Origin of the sequence: Paractinoplanes abujensis (genome assembly GCF_014204895.1) — a bacterium.
Taxonomy (GTDB): Bacteria; Actinomycetota; Actinomycetes; order Mycobacteriales; family Micromonosporaceae; genus Actinoplanes; species Actinoplanes abujensis.
This window is the reverse complement of sequence record NZ_JACHMF010000001.1, coordinates 8,160,612-8,178,058: the sequence shown is the minus strand read 5'-3', so window position 1 is coordinate 8,178,058 and position 17,447 is coordinate 8,160,612. Positions and strand designations below refer to the sequence as shown.

The 17,447-nt window shown below is 70.0% G+C and carries 16 protein-coding genes; 4 read left to right on the top strand and 12 right to left on the bottom strand.

Annotation, left to right across the window (positions count from 1 at the left end):
• Positions 1–57: 57 nt before the first annotated feature.
• Positions 58–1,323: a glycosyltransferase 87 family protein gene (locus BKA14_RS37660; protein ID WP_184955502.1), complete on the top strand. Its 1,266-nt coding sequence runs from the start codon at positions 58–60 to the stop codon at positions 1,321–1,323.
• Here the strand turns inward: BKA14_RS37660 and BKA14_RS37655 are convergent.
• Positions 1,268–3,817: an FtsK/SpoIIIE family DNA translocase gene (locus BKA14_RS37655; RefSeq protein ID WP_184955501.1), complete on the bottom strand. Its 2,550-nt coding sequence runs from the start codon at positions 3,815–3,817 to the stop codon at positions 1,268–1,270. The genes BKA14_RS37660 and BKA14_RS37655 overlap by 56 nt on opposite strands.
• A 63-nt stretch (positions 3,818–3,880) precedes the next feature.
• Here BKA14_RS37655 and BKA14_RS37650 point away from each other — a divergent pair, with 63 nt between their 5' ends.
• Positions 3,881–4,294, top strand: coding sequence for a YbjN domain-containing protein (locus BKA14_RS37650; protein ID WP_239092524.1), 414 nt, complete (start codon positions 3,881–3,883; stop codon positions 4,292–4,294).
• A gap of 82 nt (positions 4,295–4,376) precedes the next feature.
• Here the strand turns inward: BKA14_RS37650 and BKA14_RS37645 are convergent, their stop codons facing one another.
• The 5 genes from BKA14_RS37645 to BKA14_RS37625 form a co-directional block, all read right to left on the bottom strand.
• Complete coding sequence (locus tag BKA14_RS37645) at positions 4,377–5,912, bottom strand: S1 family peptidase (RefSeq protein ID WP_184955500.1); 1,536 nt, start codon at positions 5,910–5,912, stop codon at positions 4,377–4,379.
• 89 nt (positions 5,913–6,001) lie between these two features.
• Complete coding sequence (locus tag BKA14_RS37640) at positions 6,002–7,690, bottom strand: ribonuclease J (protein ID WP_184955499.1); 1,689 nt, start codon at positions 7,688–7,690, stop codon at positions 6,002–6,004.
• A gap of 38 nt (positions 7,691–7,728) precedes the next feature.
• The gene (gene dapA / locus BKA14_RS37635; RefSeq protein ID WP_184955498.1) at positions 7,729–8,622 is read right to left on the bottom strand and encodes a 4-hydroxy-tetrahydrodipicolinate synthase; all 894 of its coding nucleotides are present in this window, start codon (positions 8,620–8,622) and stop codon (positions 7,729–7,731) included.
• A gap of 25 nt (positions 8,623–8,647) precedes the next feature.
• Positions 8,648–9,202, bottom strand: coding sequence for a DUF2752 domain-containing protein (locus tag BKA14_RS37630; protein WP_184955497.1), 555 nt, complete (start codon positions 9,200–9,202; stop codon positions 8,648–8,650).
• Positions 9,203–9,389: 187 nt separating this feature from the next.
• Complete coding sequence (locus tag BKA14_RS37625; protein WP_184955496.1) at positions 9,390–10,628, bottom strand: winged helix-turn-helix domain-containing protein; 1,239 nt, start codon at positions 10,626–10,628, stop codon at positions 9,390–9,392.
• Between the two features lie 187 nt (positions 10,629–10,815).
• Here BKA14_RS37625 and BKA14_RS37620 point away from each other — a divergent pair, with 187 nt between their 5' ends.
• Together BKA14_RS37620 and BKA14_RS37615 are read left to right on the top strand one after the other, a co-directional pair.
• The gene (locus tag BKA14_RS37620) at positions 10,816–11,379 is read left to right on the top strand and encodes a GNAT family N-acetyltransferase (protein WP_184955495.1); all 564 of its coding nucleotides are present in this window, start codon (positions 10,816–10,818) and stop codon (positions 11,377–11,379) included.
• A gap of 4 nt (positions 11,380–11,383) precedes the next feature.
• A complete protein-coding gene (locus BKA14_RS37615) occupies positions 11,384–11,785 on the top strand; it encodes a thiol-disulfide oxidoreductase DCC family protein (protein WP_184955494.1) in 402 nt (133 codons plus the stop codon).
• A gap of 11 nt (positions 11,786–11,796) precedes the next feature.
• Here BKA14_RS37615 and BKA14_RS37610 read toward each other — a convergent pair whose 3' ends face one another.
• The 6 genes from BKA14_RS37610 to BKA14_RS37585 all read right to left on the bottom strand — a co-directional run bounded on the left by BKA14_RS37610 (position 11,797) and on the right by BKA14_RS37585 (position 17,313).
• Entirely contained in the window at positions 11,797–12,657 is an 861-nt protein-coding gene (locus BKA14_RS37610; RefSeq protein ID WP_239092525.1) for an HTTM domain-containing protein, read from the bottom strand.
• Complete coding sequence (locus BKA14_RS37605) at positions 12,654–13,091, bottom strand: hypothetical protein (protein WP_184955492.1); 438 nt, start codon at positions 13,089–13,091, stop codon at positions 12,654–12,656. The genes BKA14_RS37610 and BKA14_RS37605 overlap by 4 nt, the downstream gene beginning before the upstream one ends.
• Before the next feature lie 153 nt (positions 13,092–13,244).
• Positions 13,245–14,078 carry a carbohydrate ABC transporter permease gene (locus BKA14_RS37600; protein ID WP_184955491.1) on the bottom strand — a complete coding sequence of 278 codons (834 nt, stop codon included), beginning with the start codon at positions 14,076–14,078 and terminating at the stop codon, positions 13,245–13,247.
• Positions 14,075–15,085 carry a carbohydrate ABC transporter permease gene (locus BKA14_RS37595; RefSeq protein WP_184955490.1) on the bottom strand — a complete coding sequence of 337 codons (1,011 nt, stop codon included), beginning with the start codon at positions 15,083–15,085 and terminating at the stop codon, positions 14,075–14,077. Before BKA14_RS37595 ends, BKA14_RS37600 begins: the two co-directional genes overlap by 4 nt.
• Positions 15,086–15,090: 5 nt before the next feature.
• A complete protein-coding gene (locus BKA14_RS37590; protein WP_184955489.1) occupies positions 15,091–16,326 on the bottom strand; it encodes a sugar ABC transporter substrate-binding protein in 1,236 nt (411 codons plus the stop codon).
• An 18-nt stretch (positions 16,327–16,344) separates the two neighbouring features.
• Positions 16,345–17,313 carry a LacI family DNA-binding transcriptional regulator gene (locus BKA14_RS37585; RefSeq protein ID WP_239092526.1) on the bottom strand — a complete coding sequence of 323 codons (969 nt, stop codon included), beginning with the start codon at positions 17,311–17,313 and terminating at the stop codon, positions 16,345–16,347.
• Positions 17,314–17,447 lie beyond the last annotated feature (134 nt).

The window sequence follows — 17,447 nt, the reverse complement described above, 5'->3', positions numbered from 1 at the left end:
CGCGCGTTCATCCGCGCACTGATCCGATCGGGGGTCCGGGCCGTACCCCAGGTCACCATGCAGACTTCAGACAAGCCCGCCCGGCACGCGGAGTGGCTGCTCATCGCCGCCCTCGTCGTGCTCGCGATCCTGGCCCGCTGGGCCGGCTTCCGCGAGAAGACGAACGACATGAACATCTTCTTCCAGTGGTATCACCAGCTGGGCCGGGCCGGCGACTGGCGCGCGCTGGGGGCCGAGGTCGGCAACTACAACGCGCCGTTCCTCTATCTGCTGGCGTTCACCCATCTGCTGCCGGGCCCGCTGCTCCTCAAGATCAAGGCGATGTGGGTCGTCTTCGACGTCGTGCTGGCGTTCTTCGCCTACCGCATCGTCGCCCTGCGCTACCCGAACAGCCGCATCCCGGCGGCCACGGCGCTGATCGTCGTGCTGCTGCCGACGGTGGTGCTCAACGCGTCGTGGTGGGGCCAGATCGACGCGATGTGGGCCGCGCCCGCCCTGGGCGGCCTCTACTACCTGCTGCGCGGCAAACCCTGGTGGGGTGTGGCCCTGTGCGGGGTCGCGCTGGCCATGAAGCCGCAGGGCGTGTTCATCTTCCCGCTCCTGCTGCTGCTCGTCCTGGCCGGCAAACTTCCCTGGCGTACGCTCCTGGCCGCTCCCGCCGCCTACCTGCTGCTCGACGTCCCGGCGATCGTCTTCGGGCGCGACCCGGTCGAGCTGCTCACGATCTACTCGATGAACCGGCAGGCGGCCAACGTGCCCGAGCTGAGCCTGCGCGCGCCCAACGTGTTCGCCTTGGTCACCGGGGGCGCCCGGGAGGACAGCCTGCGTACGCTGGGCTACCTGTTCGCCGCGGCGGTGGTCATCGGCGTCATCTACGTGCTGATCGCCCGCGCGGTCGAGCTGACCACCGGACGCATTGTCGTGGTGGCGGCGCTCTTCTCGATCCTGGTGCCGTTCCTGCTGCCCGGCATGCACGAGCGGTACTTCTTCCTGGCCGACGTGACGACCGTGCTGCTCGCGGTCTTCCTCCCGCGGCTGTGGTTCGTCCCGCTGCTGGTGCAGGCGTCGTCCCTGCTGTCCTACCAGCCCTACCTGTTCGGCCGGGTCGTCCCCGTGCTCCCGACGGTCGCCGCCCTGCTGATGCTGGCCGCCCTGCTCGTGGTCGCCCATCGACTCTTCCGCGACGTGTTCCGCCCCGCCCCTAACGCCCCGCGACAGCCCGCCCAAGACGCCTCGCGGCCATCTCCGGAAGCCGAGCTGGAAACCTTTACTCTCCGTCCACACGCAGAGCGGCCAGCGCCTCTTCCAGCTCGTCCGGCTTGATCAGCACGTCGCGGGCCTTGGAGCCCTCGGAGGGGCCGACGATGCCGCGCGTTTCCATCAGGTCCATCAGGCGGCCGGCCTTGGCGAAGCCGACCCGCAGTTTGCGCTGCAGCATCGACGTCGAGCCGAACTGCGAGGTCACGACCAGCTCGATGGCCTGGATCAGCACCTCGAGGTCGTCGCCGATCTCCTCGTCGATCTGCTTCTTCTTGCTGGCCGGGACCTCGGTGACGTCCTCGCGGAACTCCGGCTCGCGCTGGTCCTTGCAGAATTTGACGACCGACGCGATTTCCTTCTCGTCGACCCAGGCTCCCTGGATGCGGGTCGGCTTGGACGCGCCCATCGGCAGGAACAGGCCGTCGCCGCGGCCCAGCAGCTTCTCGGCGCCCGGCTGGTCGAGGATGACCCGGCTGTCGGCCAGCGACGAGGTGGCGAACGCGAGCCGCGACGGCACGTTGGCCTTGATCAAACCGGTCACCACGTCGACCGACGGGCGCTGCGTGGCCAGCACCAGGTGGATGCCGGCGGCCCGGGCCAGCTGGGTGATGCGGACGACGGAGTCCTCGACGTCGCGCGGCGCGACCATCATCAGGTCGGCCAGCTCGTCGATGATCACCAGCAGATAGGGGTACGGCTTCATGACGCGCTCGCTGCCGGGCGGGGCAGTGATCTCGCCGCTGCGCACCTTGCGGTTGAAGTCGTCGATGTGGCGTACGCCGTTGGCCGCGAGGTCGTCGTAGCGCATGTCCATCTCGCGGACGACCCATTCGAGAGCGTCAGCGGCCTTCTTCGGGTTCGTGATGATCGGCGTGACGAGGTGCGGAATGCCCTCGTACGCGGTCATCTCCACCCGCTTGGGGTCGACCAGCAGCAGCCGCACCTCGTCGGGGGTGGACCGGGTGAGCAACGAGACCAGCAGCGAGTTGAGGCACGAGCTCTTGCCCGCGCCGGTCGCGCCCGCGATCAGGATGTGCGGCATCTTGGCCAGGTTGGCCACCACGAAGCCGCCCTCGATGTCCTTGCCCAGCGCGACCAGCATCGGGTGGTGGTCGGCGGTGGCGGCTCGCGAGCGCAGCACGTCGCCCAGCGACACGTTCTCGGGGTCGGTGTTGGGGATCTCGACGCCGACCGCGCTCTTGCCGGGGATCGGGCTCAGGATCCGTACGTCGGGCGACTTCACCGCGTACGCGATGTTGCGCGAGAGCTGCGTGATGCGCTCGACCTTCGTGCCCGGCCCGATCTCGACCTCGTAGCGCGTGACCGTCGGGCCGCGGGTGAAGCCGGTGACCATCGCGTCGACGTTGAACTGCTCGAACACCCCGGTCAGGGCGGCCATGATCTCGTCGTTGGCCCGGCTGCGTGACTTCGGCGGCGCGCCCTTGCCGAGCAGCGTCGGCGGCGGCAGCCGGTAGTCGCCCGGCACCGAGCTGATCTCGAGCTGCTCGGCCCGGGTGGGCAGCGGCTCGGAGTGCTCCGGCGGCTCGGGCTTCTTGCGGGAGGCCGGCACCTTGGGCACGGCCACCGTGTCGTGCAGCAGGAAGTCGTCCTCGGCGGCCGGTTCGGGCTCGGCCAGGCCGATGTCGGAGAGGGAACCCTGACGGCGACGCGACGGGCGCCGCTTCGTGGCCGGCTCCTCCTCGTCGTTGTCGTCGTCGGGGTCGTAGTCGTCGGGCAGCTCGGGCGTGGGCAGCGGGGCCCGTTCGGTCGAGCGGCCCGTCAGCACGTCGACCAGCAGCATGATCCGCTCAGGGATCTTGTTGATCGGGGTGGCCGTGATCACCAGCAGACCGAAGACGAAGAGCAGGACCAGCAGCGGTACGGCGACCCAGGCTGTCACGGCCCGCTCCAGCAGCGCGCCGAACGCGTAGCCGAGCAGGCCGCCCGCCTTGGTGATGCCGACGTCGTCGGTGGGCCGCTCGCTGATGTGCAGCAGCGCGGCGGTGGCGATGACCAGGGCCGTCCAGCCGACCACCGAGCGGCCGCGGTGCTCCGGGTCGGCCGGCTTGCGCATCAGCCGGATCGCGCCGTAAAGCAGCAGCAACGGCAGGAACACGGCGAGCCCGCCGAGGAAGAGGTGCGTCGAGTCGGCCAGCCACTGCCCGACCGGCCCGGCGCTGTTGGCCCAGACCGCCACCCCGACCAGGATGGCCAGGCCGAGCATGAGCAGGCCGGCGCCGTCGCGACGGTGCTCGGGATCGATCTCCTTGGCCGTGGCGGCCTGCCGGCCGACGCCGCGGGCGGCCCAGCCGACGCTGTGGGCCAGGCCCATCCAGACCGCGCCCAGGCCGCGGCCCATGCCGGTGGCGATAGCCGAGCCCATGCTCGGCCGGGCGCGGGCCGCCGAGCGACGGGCGGCCGGGCGGGCCGGCTTGGTGGCCTTGGCGGCCTTACGCGCTGGTTGCCGGGCCGCTGGTTGGCGGGCACGACTGGTAGCGGCGCCGCGCGGCGTGGACGCGGCGCGACCCCGGCTCGCCGGAGAGGTTCGGCCCGCCATGCGAACACCGTATCGCCGCGATGCTCATGAATCCGGTAGGCGCACCGACGTAGGGTTCGTCAGGTGCAGCCGTTCACCAAGGAAATGATCACGGACGCGCTCGACGCGCGCGACTTCAAGTACTTCGAGGACGCCGACGGCGACATCGGGGGCAATTTCCAGGGCAACCTGGTCTATTTCTTCCGGATCGGCCAGCAGCAGGAGGTGTTGCAGGTCCGGACGATGGTGCAGCACCTGTTCGACATGGACGCGGTCCCCCGGCTCTACGAGTTCTGCAACTCGTGGAACCACGACCAGCTCTTCCCCAAGGCCTACGTTCACGTCAACGACGACGGGACGGTGCTCGTGGTGGGTGAGGTCATCGCCGACTGGGAGAAGGGCGTGACCCCCGAACAACTCGACCAGGTGCTGATCGCCGCGATCGCCACCAGCGTTCAGCTCGCCAACGAGGTCGCCGAACTGCGCCAGCAGTCCTGAGACATGTGTGATGCCGGGGAGCCTCACGGCTCCCCGGCATCAATGCGCTTCACCACCTAGGCAGGGTTGGTGGCCCGGCGCGTCACGGGGTGCTGAACCCCAGGTTGTACGAGCCGTTGCCGGAGGTGGCAACAACAACGTACCGGTAGGTGCCGGAGCGGCCGTTGAACGAGATCGCCTTGTCGCCCGCACCCGTGTCGCTGGCCACCGTGCGGAAACCCCGGTTGGTCAGGCGCTGCAGGAACAGGTCGAAGTCGGCGCCGTCGGCCGACGTCAGGCAGGCGGTCTGCCGGCCGGCGTTCGCCCGGAAGGCGGCCCCGTCGGGCTGGGCCTGCGCGGTGCGAGCGCGGGGCAGGGTGCCCGAACGCTGCACGGCCTGGTCGTCGCAGGCACCGGCCGACTCGGCGGGCGGGGCGGCCTCGCCGCCACCGTTACCCGCGGCGTCGCCGCCGCCGGAGGTCACCAGCGTCAGGTCCTCGGCCGCGAGAATCTCGTTGATCGGCTGGAAGAACGTCTCGCCACCGACCGTGCAGTCGCCGGAACCACCAGAGGTCATGCCCTGGGCCTGGTCACCGCTCAGCCACGGGCCGCCGGAGTCGCCGCCCTCGGCGCAGACGTCGGTGCGGGTGAGACCGGTGACTGCGCCCTCCGGGTAGACCACCGTCTGGTTCTTGGCCAGGATCGTGCCGCAGAACGTGCCGGTCGTGGAGCCGGAGCGGCAAACCGCGGCGCCGACCGGCGCCTCGGTGTTGCCGGCCACGGGGAGCTCGTTGCCCTCGAAGTCGTTGACCACGGCGCGCGGGGTCCAGTTGCCGTTGACCTCGACGAAGCCCATGTCGGCGTTGCCCGGGAAGGTCGAGGCGCGGACCACGCCCTGGGCCTGCTGGTTGAAGCCCGTCGTGGTGGCGCCGACCTCACCGCAGTGGCCGGCCGTGACGAAGCCGCCCTCGACGGAGAAGCCGATCGAGCAGCGGGCCGTGCCGCCGTCGACCGCGATGAAGTAGGGGTCGGCGCCGCGCACGTCGAACAGCGGCTTGGGGCTGGCGGTGCTGACGACCACCGAATACGACCCGGAGGAGACGCCGGCCGCGCGGGCCAGCTTCTTCGCGGCCGCCTGCTCGCCCGGCTTGGCCACGACGACCAGCTTGTTGGTCTTGACGTCGACATACCACCCGGTGATGCCGCCGGCCTCGGAGCGCACCTCGTCGAGGCTCTCCTTGGCCTTGACGAGCGCCTGCTCGCTGCGCTTGACCAGCACCGGCTCGGCCCCGGCGGCCCGAACCGCCTCCTGCGCGGCCGGGTCGGTCACGGCGACCTTGAGCGTGTTGCCGTCGGCGGCCAGCCAGGCGCCGCCGAAATCGGCGCCCGTCTGGGCCGACAGCTTGGCGCTCACACCGCTCGCCCACTTCGACCGCTGCAAGCGGGCCGTCGCCTGGTCGCCGTCCAGGCCCAGGTCACGCTTCATCGCCGCCAGAATCTGCGGCGCCACGCCACCCGGGCTGGGCTTGGCGGCCTTGCTCGACGGCGTGGTGCCGGCCATGGACGGCAGGGTGAAAGCCACCGCTGCCCCGGCCGCGACCACGACCGCCGCCGCCACGGCGATCCGTCTGCGCTGCATCTTGAGGTACTCCCCTCGCCAACGGGTGCCGTGGGGGCGGCACCGGTGACTAGAAGTACGGAGGAGGGCAGCGAAAGGTTTAAATTGGATCAGACTTCTACGACGGTGGGCACGATCATGGGGCGCCGGCGGTACGCGTCGTTGACCCAACGGCCCACCGTACGCCGCACGACCTGCTGCAACTGGTGGGTGTCGGTGATGCCGTCCTCGGCCGAGCGGTGCAGCGCGGCGGTCAGCAACGGGATCACCGGGTTGAACGCCTCCGGGTCCTCGCTGAAGCCCTTGGCCGAGATGTTGGGCTCGCCGACCACCTTGCCGGTCACCGAGTCGATCACCACCGTGGCCGAGATGAAGCCGCCGTCACCCAGGATGCGCCGCTCGGTCAGCAGCGACTCGCTGACGTCGCCGACCGCGAGCCCGTCGACGTACACATACCGGTTCTGCACCCGGCCGACGTGGCGGGCGTGGCCCTCGACGAGGTCGACGACGTCGCCGTCCTCGCAGAGCACGACCCGGTCGGCCGCGACCCCCGACTCGATGCCGAGCTGGGCGTGGGCCCGCAGGTGGCGCCACTCGCCGTGCACCGGCATGAGGTTGCTGGGGCGCACGACGTTGAGCAGGTAGAGCAGCTCACCGGCGGGGGCGTGCCCGGAGACGTGCACCTTGGCCGTCTCCTTGTGCACGACCGTGGCGCCGGCCCGGGACAGCCGGTTGATCACCCGGTAGACCGAGGTCTCGTTGCCCGGCACCAGCGAGCTGGCGAGCACAACCGTGTCACCGGGCTCGATGGTGATGTGCCGGTGGTCGCCCGTGGCCATCCGGCCCAGCGCGCTCATCGGCTCACCCTGCGACCCGGTGGACATGAAGACGATCTCGTCGGCCGGCATGTTGGTCGCCTCGTCCAGGTTGACCAGCAGGCCGTCCGGGATGTTGAGCAGGCCCAGGTCGCGGGCGATGCCCATGTTGCGGACCATCGAGCGGCCGATCAGCGCGACCTTGCGCTCGTACTCCCAGGCCGCGTCCATGACCTGCTGCACGCGGTGCACGTGGGAGGCGAAGCTGGCCACGATGATGCGGCCGCGGGCCTTGCCGAAGATCGAGCTGAGCACCGGGCCGATGTCGCGCTCGGGCGCCACGAAACCGGGCACCTCGGCGTTCGTCGAGTCGGAGAGCAGCAGGTCGACGCCCTCGGCGCCGAGCCGCGCGAATCCGGCCAGGTCGGTGATGCGGCCGTCCAGCGGCACCTGGTCCATCTTGAAGTCGCCGGTGTGCAGGATCAGGCCGGCCGGGGTGCGCACGGCGACAGCCAGGGCGTCCGGGATCGAGTGGTTGACCGCGAAGAACTCACACTCGAACGGCCCGAGCCGCTCGGTCTGGCCCTCGCGCACGGTCAACGTGTACGGATCCAGCCGGCGCTCGGCCAGTTTGGCCTCGACCAGCGCGAGCGTGAACTCGGAACCGACCAGCGGGATGTCGGCCTTGTGGGCCAGCAGATACGGCACCGCGCCGATGTGGTCCTCGTGGCCGTGCGTGAGCACGATCGCCTGGACGTCGTCGAGCCGGTCGAGGATCGGCGAGAAATCGGGCAGGATCAGGTCGACGCCCGGCTGCTCCACGTCGGGGAAGAGCACGCCGCAGTCGATGACCAGCAGCTTCCCGTCGAACTCGAGGACGGTCATGTTGCGGCCGATGGCGCCGAGGCCACCCATCGGGATGACGCGCAGGGCGCCCTCCGGCAGCGGCGGCGGCGGATCGAGTTCCACGTGGGCTTGGCTCATTCGGTTTATCTGTCTTTCGTCGGTGAGGCCGGCCGCCCTTACAGGGCGATGCCGGCGGCGGCGGCGTCCTGGCGCAGCTGATCGAGCTCGGCGCCGGTCGCGTCGACCAGCGGCGAGCGGACCGGACCGGCCGGGCGGCCCTGAGCGTTGAGGCCCGCCTTGACCAGCATGGTGCCCGGCGAGCGGAAGATGCCGGTGAACAGCGGCATCGCTTGCCGGTGCAGGGTCAGAGCGGCGGCGTTGTCGCCGCGCTCGAACGCCTCGATCATGTCTTTGGCCAGCACGCCGGTGAAATGGGTGGAGGTGCCGACGAGACCGGACCCGCCGATCGACAGCAGCGGCAGGGTGGCCGCGTCGTCGCCGGAGTAGTAGGCCAGATCCGTCCGGCTGAGCACCTCGGAGCTGGCGATCAGATCGCCCTTGGCGTCCTTGACCGCCACGATGCGGCCGTGCTCGGCGATGCGGCACATCGTCTCGGTGGCGATCGCCGTGCCGGCCCGGTGCGGGATGTCGTAGACCATGATCGGCAGACCGACCGCGTCGGCCACGGTCAGGAAATGCCGGGCCACACCCGCCTGCGGCGGCTTGTTGTAATACGGCGTCACGACCAGCAGGCCGTGAGCGCCGGCCTTCTCCGCGGCCTGGGCCAGCTCGACGGTGTGGGCGGTGTTGTTGGTGCCCACCCCCGCGACGATCCGCGCCCGGTCACCGACGGCGTCGACGACGGCCCGCAGCAGGGTGTCCTTCTCGGCGTCGCTGGTGGTCGGCGACTCGCCAGTGGTGCCGCTGACGACGAGAGCGTCGTTGCGCTGCTCGTCCACGAGATAGGTGGCCAGTTTCGCCGCGCCCTCGACGTCGAGGGAGCCGTCCGGGGCGAACGGGGTGACCATCGCGGTCAGCAGCCGTCCGAAGGGTCGCGGGTCGTGCGTCATACCCACAACCTATAGGACGGCTCGGTCAGACGTAGAGCGCGGTGAACGGGGCCCAGGGCAGGTTGCGCAGCACGCTCCAGACCGCCCACACAGCGACAAACGTGATCAGAACGGCCGGGCTCAGACTGAGCTGCGGCAGGTTCCACTTGAACAGGCGCTTCGCGGCCCAGGCCACGTACAGATAGAGAAGGAACGGGACCGCGAACGTGAAGAGGGCGTGGTGGCGGGCGGCGGCGGGGAGGTCGCCGTGCAGCAGATACCACGCGGCGCGGGTGCCGCCGCAGCCCGGGCAGACGAAGCCGGTGGTGTATTTGAGCAGGCAGGTGGGGGCGTCACCGGCACCGGCGTCGGCCGGGTGCGAGGCCAGGGTGTAACCGACCGCACCACCCATGCAGACCAGCAGCGCCACGGGAGCGGCCCAGATCGGCGACCGGGTCCAGAATTTCTGGACGAAGCGGGTAACCCGGTCGGGCTCCTGCGCGGCCTGCTGCTGCGCGTAATAGGCCAGCCATTCCGGCGGCACCGGCGGGCCCTGCACCGGCTGGTCGTCCAGCCACGGGCGCTCGGTGGCGGTGGTCATGTCCGCCACGGTACACCTGGGCGGCCCACGCCCACTCCCCCAAGATCGCCGCCCATCGCCCGCTCCGTCCCGACCTCCAACGCATGATCAAAGCGCCGCCTCGGTTGCCCTGATCACCTGCCGCCCCTCGCCATGATCAACTCGTCGGCCCTCTCGCCGTGATCAACTCGCCGGCCTCTTGCCGTGATCAACTCGCCGGCCCTCTTGCCGTGGCCGACTTCAAGGCCGCGGTCAGCGGGCCTGCCAGATCGCCTCGCTCGGGCGGGGCGATCTGGTCGAGGCCCAGCCAGCCGGCCAGCCGGTGCAGCTCGGCGGCGAGGGCGGCGGCCGTCTCCTCCTGGTCGGCGCCGGGCTCGAGCCACGCGGCCGGGATCAGCAGCCGGCCCGTCTTGCGGTCGGCCTTGAGATCGACCCGGGCCGCCAGCCGATCGCCCAGCAGGAACGGCAGCACGTAATACCCGTAGAGCCGCTGGGCGGCCGGCACGTAGATCTCGATGCGGTAATTCATGCCGAACAGCCGCTCGGTGCGCCCACGCTCCCAGATCAACGGATCGAACGGGCTGACCAGGGTGGCCGCGCGCACCCAGCGCGGCAGCTTGGCCTCGTGATGCAGGTAGGTCGGCTGCTTCCAGCCCGGGACGGCGACCGGGCGCAGCACCTGGTCGTCGACCAGCTCGGCCACGGCCTGCTTGAAACCGTCGACCGGAAGGCGGAAATAGTCACGCAGCTCGGGCTCGGCGGCCACCCCGAGCGCCCGGGCCGAGAGCTCGACCAGAGCCCGGAAGGCGTCGGCGGGGTCAGGAGTCGGCGCGTTGAGCACGGCCTGCGGCAACACTCGCTCGGGCAGGTCGTAACGTCGCGCGAACGACGTCGTGCGCTCGGCCGCGGTGATCTGCCCGGTGTAGAACAGCCACTCGAGGGCCTGTTTGACCGCCGACCAGTTCCACCCCCAGTGGTCCTTGCGGCGGGGCTCGTCGTGCTCGATCTCGGCCGCCGTGATCGGGCCCCGGTCCCGCACGACCCCGAGCACACGCTCGACCAGCTCGGGCTGCTCCTGCGCGACCCGGCGCATGCCGCCCCACGCCATCTCGGCCGCGCGGGCCATGCGCCAGCGGAACAGCGGCTGCAGATCAGTGGTGATCAGCGACGCCTCGTGACCCCAGAACTCGAACAGGTCGCGCGGCTTGCGATAGGCCGCCCGCTCGAGCAGCTCGACCGGATAGGGCCCGAGCCGGCTGTAGAGCGGCATGAAGTGGGCCCGCTGCAGCACATTGACCGAATCCATCTGAATCAGGTGGACCCGGCGCAGCACCCGGCGCAGGTGACGCAGGTCGGTGGCGCCGCCCGGCTTGGGATCGGCGAAGCCCTGCGCGGCCAGCGTCACCCGGCGGGCCTGCGCGACGGAGAGAGAGTCTGGGAGAGCCATCGATGAGCACGTTAGAGCAGAGGTACGACAAATTCGCCTGATGATCGGGATCAGGCGATCCCCGAAGCCCGCTGCGACGAGGTCGCGGTGGTGCGCGGCCGGCGGCACCCGCCGGGTGTGGACGCCCCGCGGCTCGACGGCCGAACTGCCCGAGTTGCGGTACGCGACGGCTCTGTAGGCTCCCCGCATGGCAATCGGCTTCGTCCGCCCCGCCCGTCCCGAGGACGCGGCGGAGATCGCCCGTATCCAGCTGTCCACGTGGCGCTTGGCGTACCGGCGCATGTTTCCCGCTCACGTGCTCGCCAACCTCGACGAGGCGTACCTGGGAAGGGGTTGGGCCGAGGCGATCGAGCGCCCGCCCACCGAGCGGCACCGCGTGCTGGTCGCGGTCGAACAGAGCGAGGCGGCGTCGAGCACTGTCGGCTTCGCGGCGTTCGGCCCGGCCGACGAGCAGGCCCTGGCCCCCGAGGAGCCGGCGCTGCCGGAGACCGTGGCCGCCATCACCGACCTGCTGGTCGAGCCGCGCTGGGGCCGGCGCGGGCACGGCAGCCGTCTGCTCTCGGCCGCGGTCGCGCACTGGCGGGACGACCACTTCACGTACGCGGTGGCCTGGGCCTACGAGCAGGACAAGGCGATGCAGAAGTTTCTGACCTCGGCCGGCTGGGAGCCCGACGGGGCGGGCCGGGCACTCGACGTGGACGACATGCTCGTCCCCCAGCTGCGGCTGCACGTGGCAGTGAGCGGAGAATAGAAGGGTGACCACGCCGACCTTCGTCTACGACGGCGACTGTGCCTTCTGCTCGACGTGCGCCGAGTTCATCCAGACGCGCATCCCGACCAGGGCCCGGGTGATCCCGTGGCAGTTCGCCGACCTCGACGCGCTCGGCCTGACGACCGAGGAGTGCGAGGAGGCCGTGCAGTGGGTCGGCCCCGGCGGCGTCAAGGCGGCCGGCCCCGACGCGATCGCCCTGATGTTGCGCGACGCGGGCCGGGCGTGGCAGCTGGCGGGCGGCGCGCTGCAGCTGGGCCCGATCCGGCTCGCGGCGTGGCCGGCCTACCGCTGGGTCTCCGGCCACCGCCACCTGCTGCCGGGCGGCACGGCGGCTTGCTCGCTCCCCCAGGCCCAGCGCGACCTGCTCTACCCCAAGGACGCCTGAGCCCGCCCGGCCTACGTCGGCTGTTCCCGGGCGGCCGGACTCACTTCGGCCCGGCGGCCCAGGCGGCGGCGCACCCACTCGATCGGGCGCACCCGTTCCAGCGGCAGGAAGCTCGCCATCGCGACGAGGTGCGGGGCGAACGAGATCGTGATCATCGAGAACGTCATGACGTGGAACGAGTAGAAGAACGCCACGCCCATCCAGCGGAACCGCTGCGGCACCACGAAGATCAGCGGGCTCGACAGCTCGAACAGCATGATGCCGATCTGGGCCGCGATCAGCAGGCCGGGGACGACCGCGATCTCGTCGGCCAGCCACGTGCCCCGGCGGATGATCGCCTGGGCCAGCACCGCACTGGTCAGCCAGTCGATGCCGCCGAAGCGCAGCTTGGCCCACGCGGCCAGGAAATAGGTGCAGATCACGGCGATCTGGGTGACCCGCAGGGCCCACCCGGCAGCCTCCGAGAGCGTCTTGTCGCCGAAGCGGGCCCGGCCGATCGTCGGCAGCACCGCCAGCGCCACGAGCAGCCCGACGCGGTCGTGGTCGACCTTGCCGTAGCTCATCGCGATGACCATCCACTCCACGTACAGCGCGAAGACCGCCCAGCCCAGGACGCGCGGCGCCCGGCCGGTGGCAGCGGCCAGGGAGAGCACGATCAGGGCCCAGAAGACCACCCAGACGAGGATGTGGGTAGGCGTCGGCAACGGCAGGATCCGGCCGATCAGCAGCGGTTCGTAGAGCTCGCCCGGTGTGTTGGCGTGCGACCGCACCCAGGGGGTGAAAACGGTCAGGTCGAGGGCGACGAAGACGTAGACCAGAGTGCGGAAGGCCGCGATGCGACCCAGCGGCACCGGCGCGAACAGCCATTTCATGGGCGCTTCCATTCGGCCACGACCTCGTCCCGCCAGGTGCCGGTGGGGCGGGCGTGCTCGATGCCGTGCCAGCGCACCACGATGCGCACCGAGCTGAGCGGGGCCGCGCCCGGCGTGTGCTCCGCGTAGGCCGAGGCGACCCGGCTCAACCGGGACGGCTCATCCACATACGCCTGTTGCTGACCCTCGATCTCGGCCCGGCGGATGCCGCTGTTGCCCTCGGTGATCGCGATGGTGCGGCCCTCGGCGTCGACGCCCTCGACCCGGGTGTCACGGGCGTCGCCGTTGGGGTCGGGAGCCGTCGAATACATCCGGAAGGGGCCGAACGGGAAGTCGTCGTCGGTGCCCCAGAGGGTGCCGGCGAGCAGCAGGACCCCCGCGACCAGGGTGGCGATCACCCTGGCCCGGCGGCCGCGGACGGAAAGCTGGTTCACAGCGAGACAACCTATCGGCCGCGGTCCAGCCGGCGCCCGGCCACCTGTGGACAACCTCCAATTGTGGATAACTCAGGTTGATCATCACGAATGCCGTAGGCTCTGGCCGGCCCCCGGGTGGGAGGGGTAGGGCTGGTGATGGTGGCGGGGCGATCAACCCTTGTCGGCGCCCGCGGCGGCGTCGCGGACGAAGTAGCGCTGGAAGATCACGAAGATGATCGCCACGGGGATGGTGGCCAGCAGCGCCGCCCCCAGTTTCAGCGGGTACTGCGTCCCCGCCCCCAGCGACCCGCTCACCAGGTCGGCCAGCCCGCGCGGCAGCGTGAACAGCCCCGGGTCCTGCACGGAGACCAGCGTGTGCGGAAACTCGTTCCACGATCCGGTGAACGACAGGATGGTCAGCGTGATCAGTGCCGGTTTGGCCATCGGCAGGACGACGGACCAGAACATGCGGAACGATCCCGCCCCGTCGATCCGGGCCGCTTCCTCCACGCTGACGGGCACCGAGTCGAAGAACTGTTTCATCACGAAGATGCCGGTGGCGTCGGCCAGCAGCGGCACGATCAGCCCGGAGTAGCTGTTGTACATGCCGAGCTGGTTGAGCACGAGGAACTTGGGGATGAGCAGCACGACGGGCGGCACGGCCATCAGCGCGAGCAGCCCGGCGAAGAGGGCTTTGCGGCCGGGGAAGCGCAGCCGGGACAGGGCGTAGCCGGCCATCGAGGCGAACAGCACGCGCCCGATCGTGACCACGACCGTCACCAGCACCGAGTTGCCGAGCCAGGTGGGAAAGCCGGTGCCTTCGAAGATCCGTACGAGGGAATCGGTGACGACGGGGGACGGGATCGGCGAGAGCGGGTTGTCGGCCGCGTTCGACTCGGTTTTGAACGAGTTCGCGATCTGGATGACGAACGGGTACAGGAAGACCAGCGCGAAGAAGATCAGGATCGCGTAGCCCAGGAATCGTGAGGCCAGCGTACGGATCACGAGTCACGCTCCCGGGTGAGCCGCCGCTGCAGCAGCGTGAGCAGCACGATGATCAGGAACAGCACGAACGAGATGGCCGCGCCCGAGCCGTAGTCGAAGTCGCGGAAAGCCGTGCGGTAGGACAGGAACGCCGGTGTCAGCGTGGTCTTGGCCGGGTTGCCCTGGCTCATCACGTAGATCTGGTCGAACACCTGCCACGTGCCGATCAGCCCGAGCGTGACGACCAGGAACGTGGTCGGGCGCAGCTGCGGCAGGATCACGTGGCGCAGCAGTTGCCAGCGGTTGGCGCCGTCGATGCGGCCCGCCTCTTCGAGTTGTACGGGCACGTTCTGCAGGGCGGCCAGGAACATCACCATGAATGTGCCCGAGGTGGTCCACACGACCAGCGAGATGATCGCGCACATCGCCACGCTGGGCCCCGACAACCAGTCCCACCAGGTCAGACCGAAAACTCCGGATTCGGTGAGGAAAGGCGAGATGCCCAAACTCTCCAGGAGCAGATGGACAAGGCCGCGAGGGTCGGAGAACCACTGTGGACCTCGGAGGCCGAAGACGCTCAGGATCGCGTTGATCGCCCCACCGTTGGCGAACATGAACAGGAAGACCACGCTGATCGCCACCGAGCTGGTGACGGACGGGAAGTAGAACGCCGTACGGAAGAAGCCTTTGCCTTTGAGCAGGCGGTTGTTGACGATCAGGGCCAGCCCGAGCGCGAGCACGGTCTGGATCGGCACGACCAGGAACACGTAGTAGGCGTTGTTCCGGATGCTGGTCATGAAGTCCTGCCGGGCCAGCCCTTCGTCGGTGAACAGCCGGGTGTAGTTGCCCAGCCCGGCGAAGGGCACGTCGCCGGTGAACGGGCTGCCCTGCCCGTTCCACCGGGTCAGGCTCACCCACAACGCCATCAGGATCGGCAGCAGCATGAACAGGCCGAGGATGATCAGTGCGGGGGCGACGAACAGCCAGCCGGCCGGCCGTTCGTTGCCGCGGATGCCCTTCGTGGCCAAGGAGATCAGCCCCCGAGGGCCGTCTTGGCGTTCTTGTCGAAGCGTTGCAGCACCGTGGCCGGGTTGCCGTTCTGCAGGCCCTGCAGCCCGGCGTCGAGGTCGGCCAGCACACTGTCCATCTTGGGTGCGTTGACCGGGCCCCGGGCGTACTGCGCACCCGCCACGAAGGCGGCGTCGTCGGGGTTCTGCTGCTGGTAGGTGGCCTGCGCGTCCTGCCGGGAGGGCATCACACCGAACGCCTTGCTGAAGCTGAGCTGCTGATCGGCGCTCGTCATGGCCTGCACGAAGGCGACCGCCTGCTGCTTGAACCGGCTCTTGGCGGCGATGCCCCAGCACTGGGTGAAGCTCAGCGTGCCTTTGCCCTTGGGCCCGGCCGGCAGTTCCTTGACCGTGTATTTGATGGCCGGGAAGTCGGCGCTCAACGCCCCCTTGATCCAGTTGCCTTCGATGGCCATGGCCGCTTTGCCCTTGCCGAAGGCCTCGCCCGCCCAGCCCGCGTCCATCGCCTTGGGGTACTTGGCCAGGCCGTCCTTCAGCAGACCCTGGACGTAGGTGAGGGCCTCGACGTTCTGCGGGGTGTCACCGGTGGCCTGTTTGCCGTCCGCGCTCACCCAGTAGCCGCCGGCCTGCACGAGGAAGGCGCCGATGCGGTCGCGGGTGTCGCCGATCGCGAGCGGGGTGATGCCCTTCGCCTTGATCTTCTCGGCGGTCGCGCGCAGCTGCTCCCAGCTGGTGGGGATGTCGGCGTCGGTCAGCCCGGCCTTGGCCCACAGGCCGGTGTTGATCTGCAGGGCCAGGGTCGAGGTGTCCTTGGGCACGCAGTACAGCTTGTCCTCGTAGGTGAAGCTCTGCCGCAGGTTCGGCAGGAACGCGTCCACACCGTCCAGATCTTCCCCGTACGGCTCCAGGGCGCCCACGCTCGCATAGTCGGCGAACCGGGCCGCGTCGACGTAGAAGACGTCAGGCGGCGTGCTGCCCGCGAGGGCCTGGCCGAGCTGCTGCACGATGTCCTGCGCGGGGGTGATCGTGGCCTTGTTGCCGCTGCTCGTGGCCCACGCGGCGGCGGCCTCCCGCACTGCCTTGGTCTCGGCGTCGCCGGAGGAGGCAATCATGATCTTGAGGTCGGCCGGCCCGGTGGTCTGCTGGGTGGCGGTCGAACCGTTGTCGTCGAAGCCGCTGCCGCAGGCGCTCGTCGCGACGAGCACAGCGGCCAGGGCGGCGCCGCAGAGTTTGCTTCTCATGGGTGTCTCCAGGGGAGGTCAGGCCGTTTGACGAACGACCAGGGACGGTGGAAGCAGGACGGTCGTCGGGAAGGACGGCGCGCGGCCGTCGAGGAGCTCGGCCAGCAGGCCCATGCAGCGGGCGGCGGCCTCCGCGAGCGGCTGGCTGACGCTGGTCAGGCCGATCGCCTGGGCCACGGCGGTGTCGTCGAAACCGATCACCGCGCAGTCGCGGCCGAGTTCGCGCGCGGCTTGCAGGGCGCCGAGCGCGAGGGAGTCGCTGGCGCAGACGAGCGCGGTCGGCGGCTCCTCCGCGCGCAGAAGGGACAAAGCGCCGGCAGCGCCCGACTCGACGCTATCGGTCGCCTCGAAAGAGGACCCCCACGGACCGAGCGCCCGATGCCATCCCTCGCGCCGGGCGTCACCCACACCGGAGCCGGCGGGCCAGCCCAGGAACCCGATCCGGCGATGACCGGCGGCCAGCAGGTGCTCAGTGGCGGCGGCGGTGCCCGCGGCGTTGTCGATGTCGACCCAGGAGTGGGTGTCGGGGGCGCCCCACGGCCGGCCGAAGGTCACGAACGGCACGTCGCGGGCGGCCAGCCAGGATGTGCGCGGGTCACCGTGGTGCGTGCTGGTCAGGACGAACGCGTCCAGGTCGTACGCATTCAGCAGTTCGTCGTAGGTGGCGATCTCGTCGGCGTCGCCGTCCGCCGTGTAGAGCATCACGCGATAGCCCGCGAGCCCGGCGGCGTCGGTGAGCCCGTGCAGGAAGCGGTCGAGCACCGAGCCGTTGATGCCGTCGCGGGCGGGCTCGATGCGCACCGCGATCAGCCGCGACCGGCCGGTGCGCATCTGCCGGGCGGCCTGGTTGACCCGGTAACCGAGTTCCTCGATCGCCTCGCGGACCCGCTCCCGGGTCTCCGCGCGCACCACGTCCGGCGTGTTGATCACGTTGGACACGGTCTGGCGGGAGACGCCGGCCCGGCGGGCCACCGTCGCGATCGTCACCTTCTGCACCCTTGTAAAACCTTCCTAGGTCTTGAACGATCAAATTCTGGTAAGGCAGGATTGGATCGATCAAGTTACGGGGTTGTTTCGCACTTTGCCTCCACCCCGGCCCGCTGTCAACCCGGGAGTTCGAC

Bases quoted from the DNA above. Each gene is read 5' to 3' on its own strand.
- BKA14_RS37640 (WP_184955499.1), bottom strand. From the start codon at position 7,690: ATGAGCCAAGCCCACGTGGAACTCGATCCGCCGCCGCCGCTGCCGGAG.
- BKA14_RS37645 (WP_184955500.1), bottom strand. From the start codon at position 5,912: ATGCAGCGCAGACGGATCGCCGTGGCGGCGGCGGTCGTGGTCGCGGCC.
- BKA14_RS37625 (WP_184955496.1), bottom strand. From the start codon at position 10,628: ATGGCTCTCCCAGACTCTCTCTCCGTCGCGCAGGCCCGCCGGGTGACG.
- BKA14_RS37610 (WP_239092525.1), bottom strand. From the start codon at position 12,657: ATGAAATGGCTGTTCGCGCCGGTGCCGCTGGGTCGCATCGCGGCCTTC.
- BKA14_RS37620 (WP_184955495.1), top strand. From the start codon at position 10,816: ATGGCAATCGGCTTCGTCCGCCCCGCCCGTCCCGAGGACGCGGCGGAG.
- BKA14_RS37655 (WP_184955501.1), bottom strand. From the start codon at position 3,817: ATGGCGGGCCGAACCTCTCCGGCGAGCCGGGGTCGCGCCGCGTCCACG.
- BKA14_RS37590 (WP_184955489.1), bottom strand. From the start codon at position 16,326: ATGAGAAGCAAACTCTGCGGCGCCGCCCTGGCCGCTGTGCTCGTCGCG.
- BKA14_RS37660 (WP_184955502.1), top strand. From the start codon at position 58: ATGCAGACTTCAGACAAGCCCGCCCGGCACGCGGAGTGGCTGCTCATC.
- dapA (WP_184955498.1), bottom strand. From the start codon at position 8,622: ATGACGCACGACCCGCGACCCTTCGGACGGCTGCTGACCGCGATGGTC.
- BKA14_RS37630 (WP_184955497.1), bottom strand. From the start codon at position 9,202: ATGACCACCGCCACCGAGCGCCCGTGGCTGGACGACCAGCCGGTGCAG.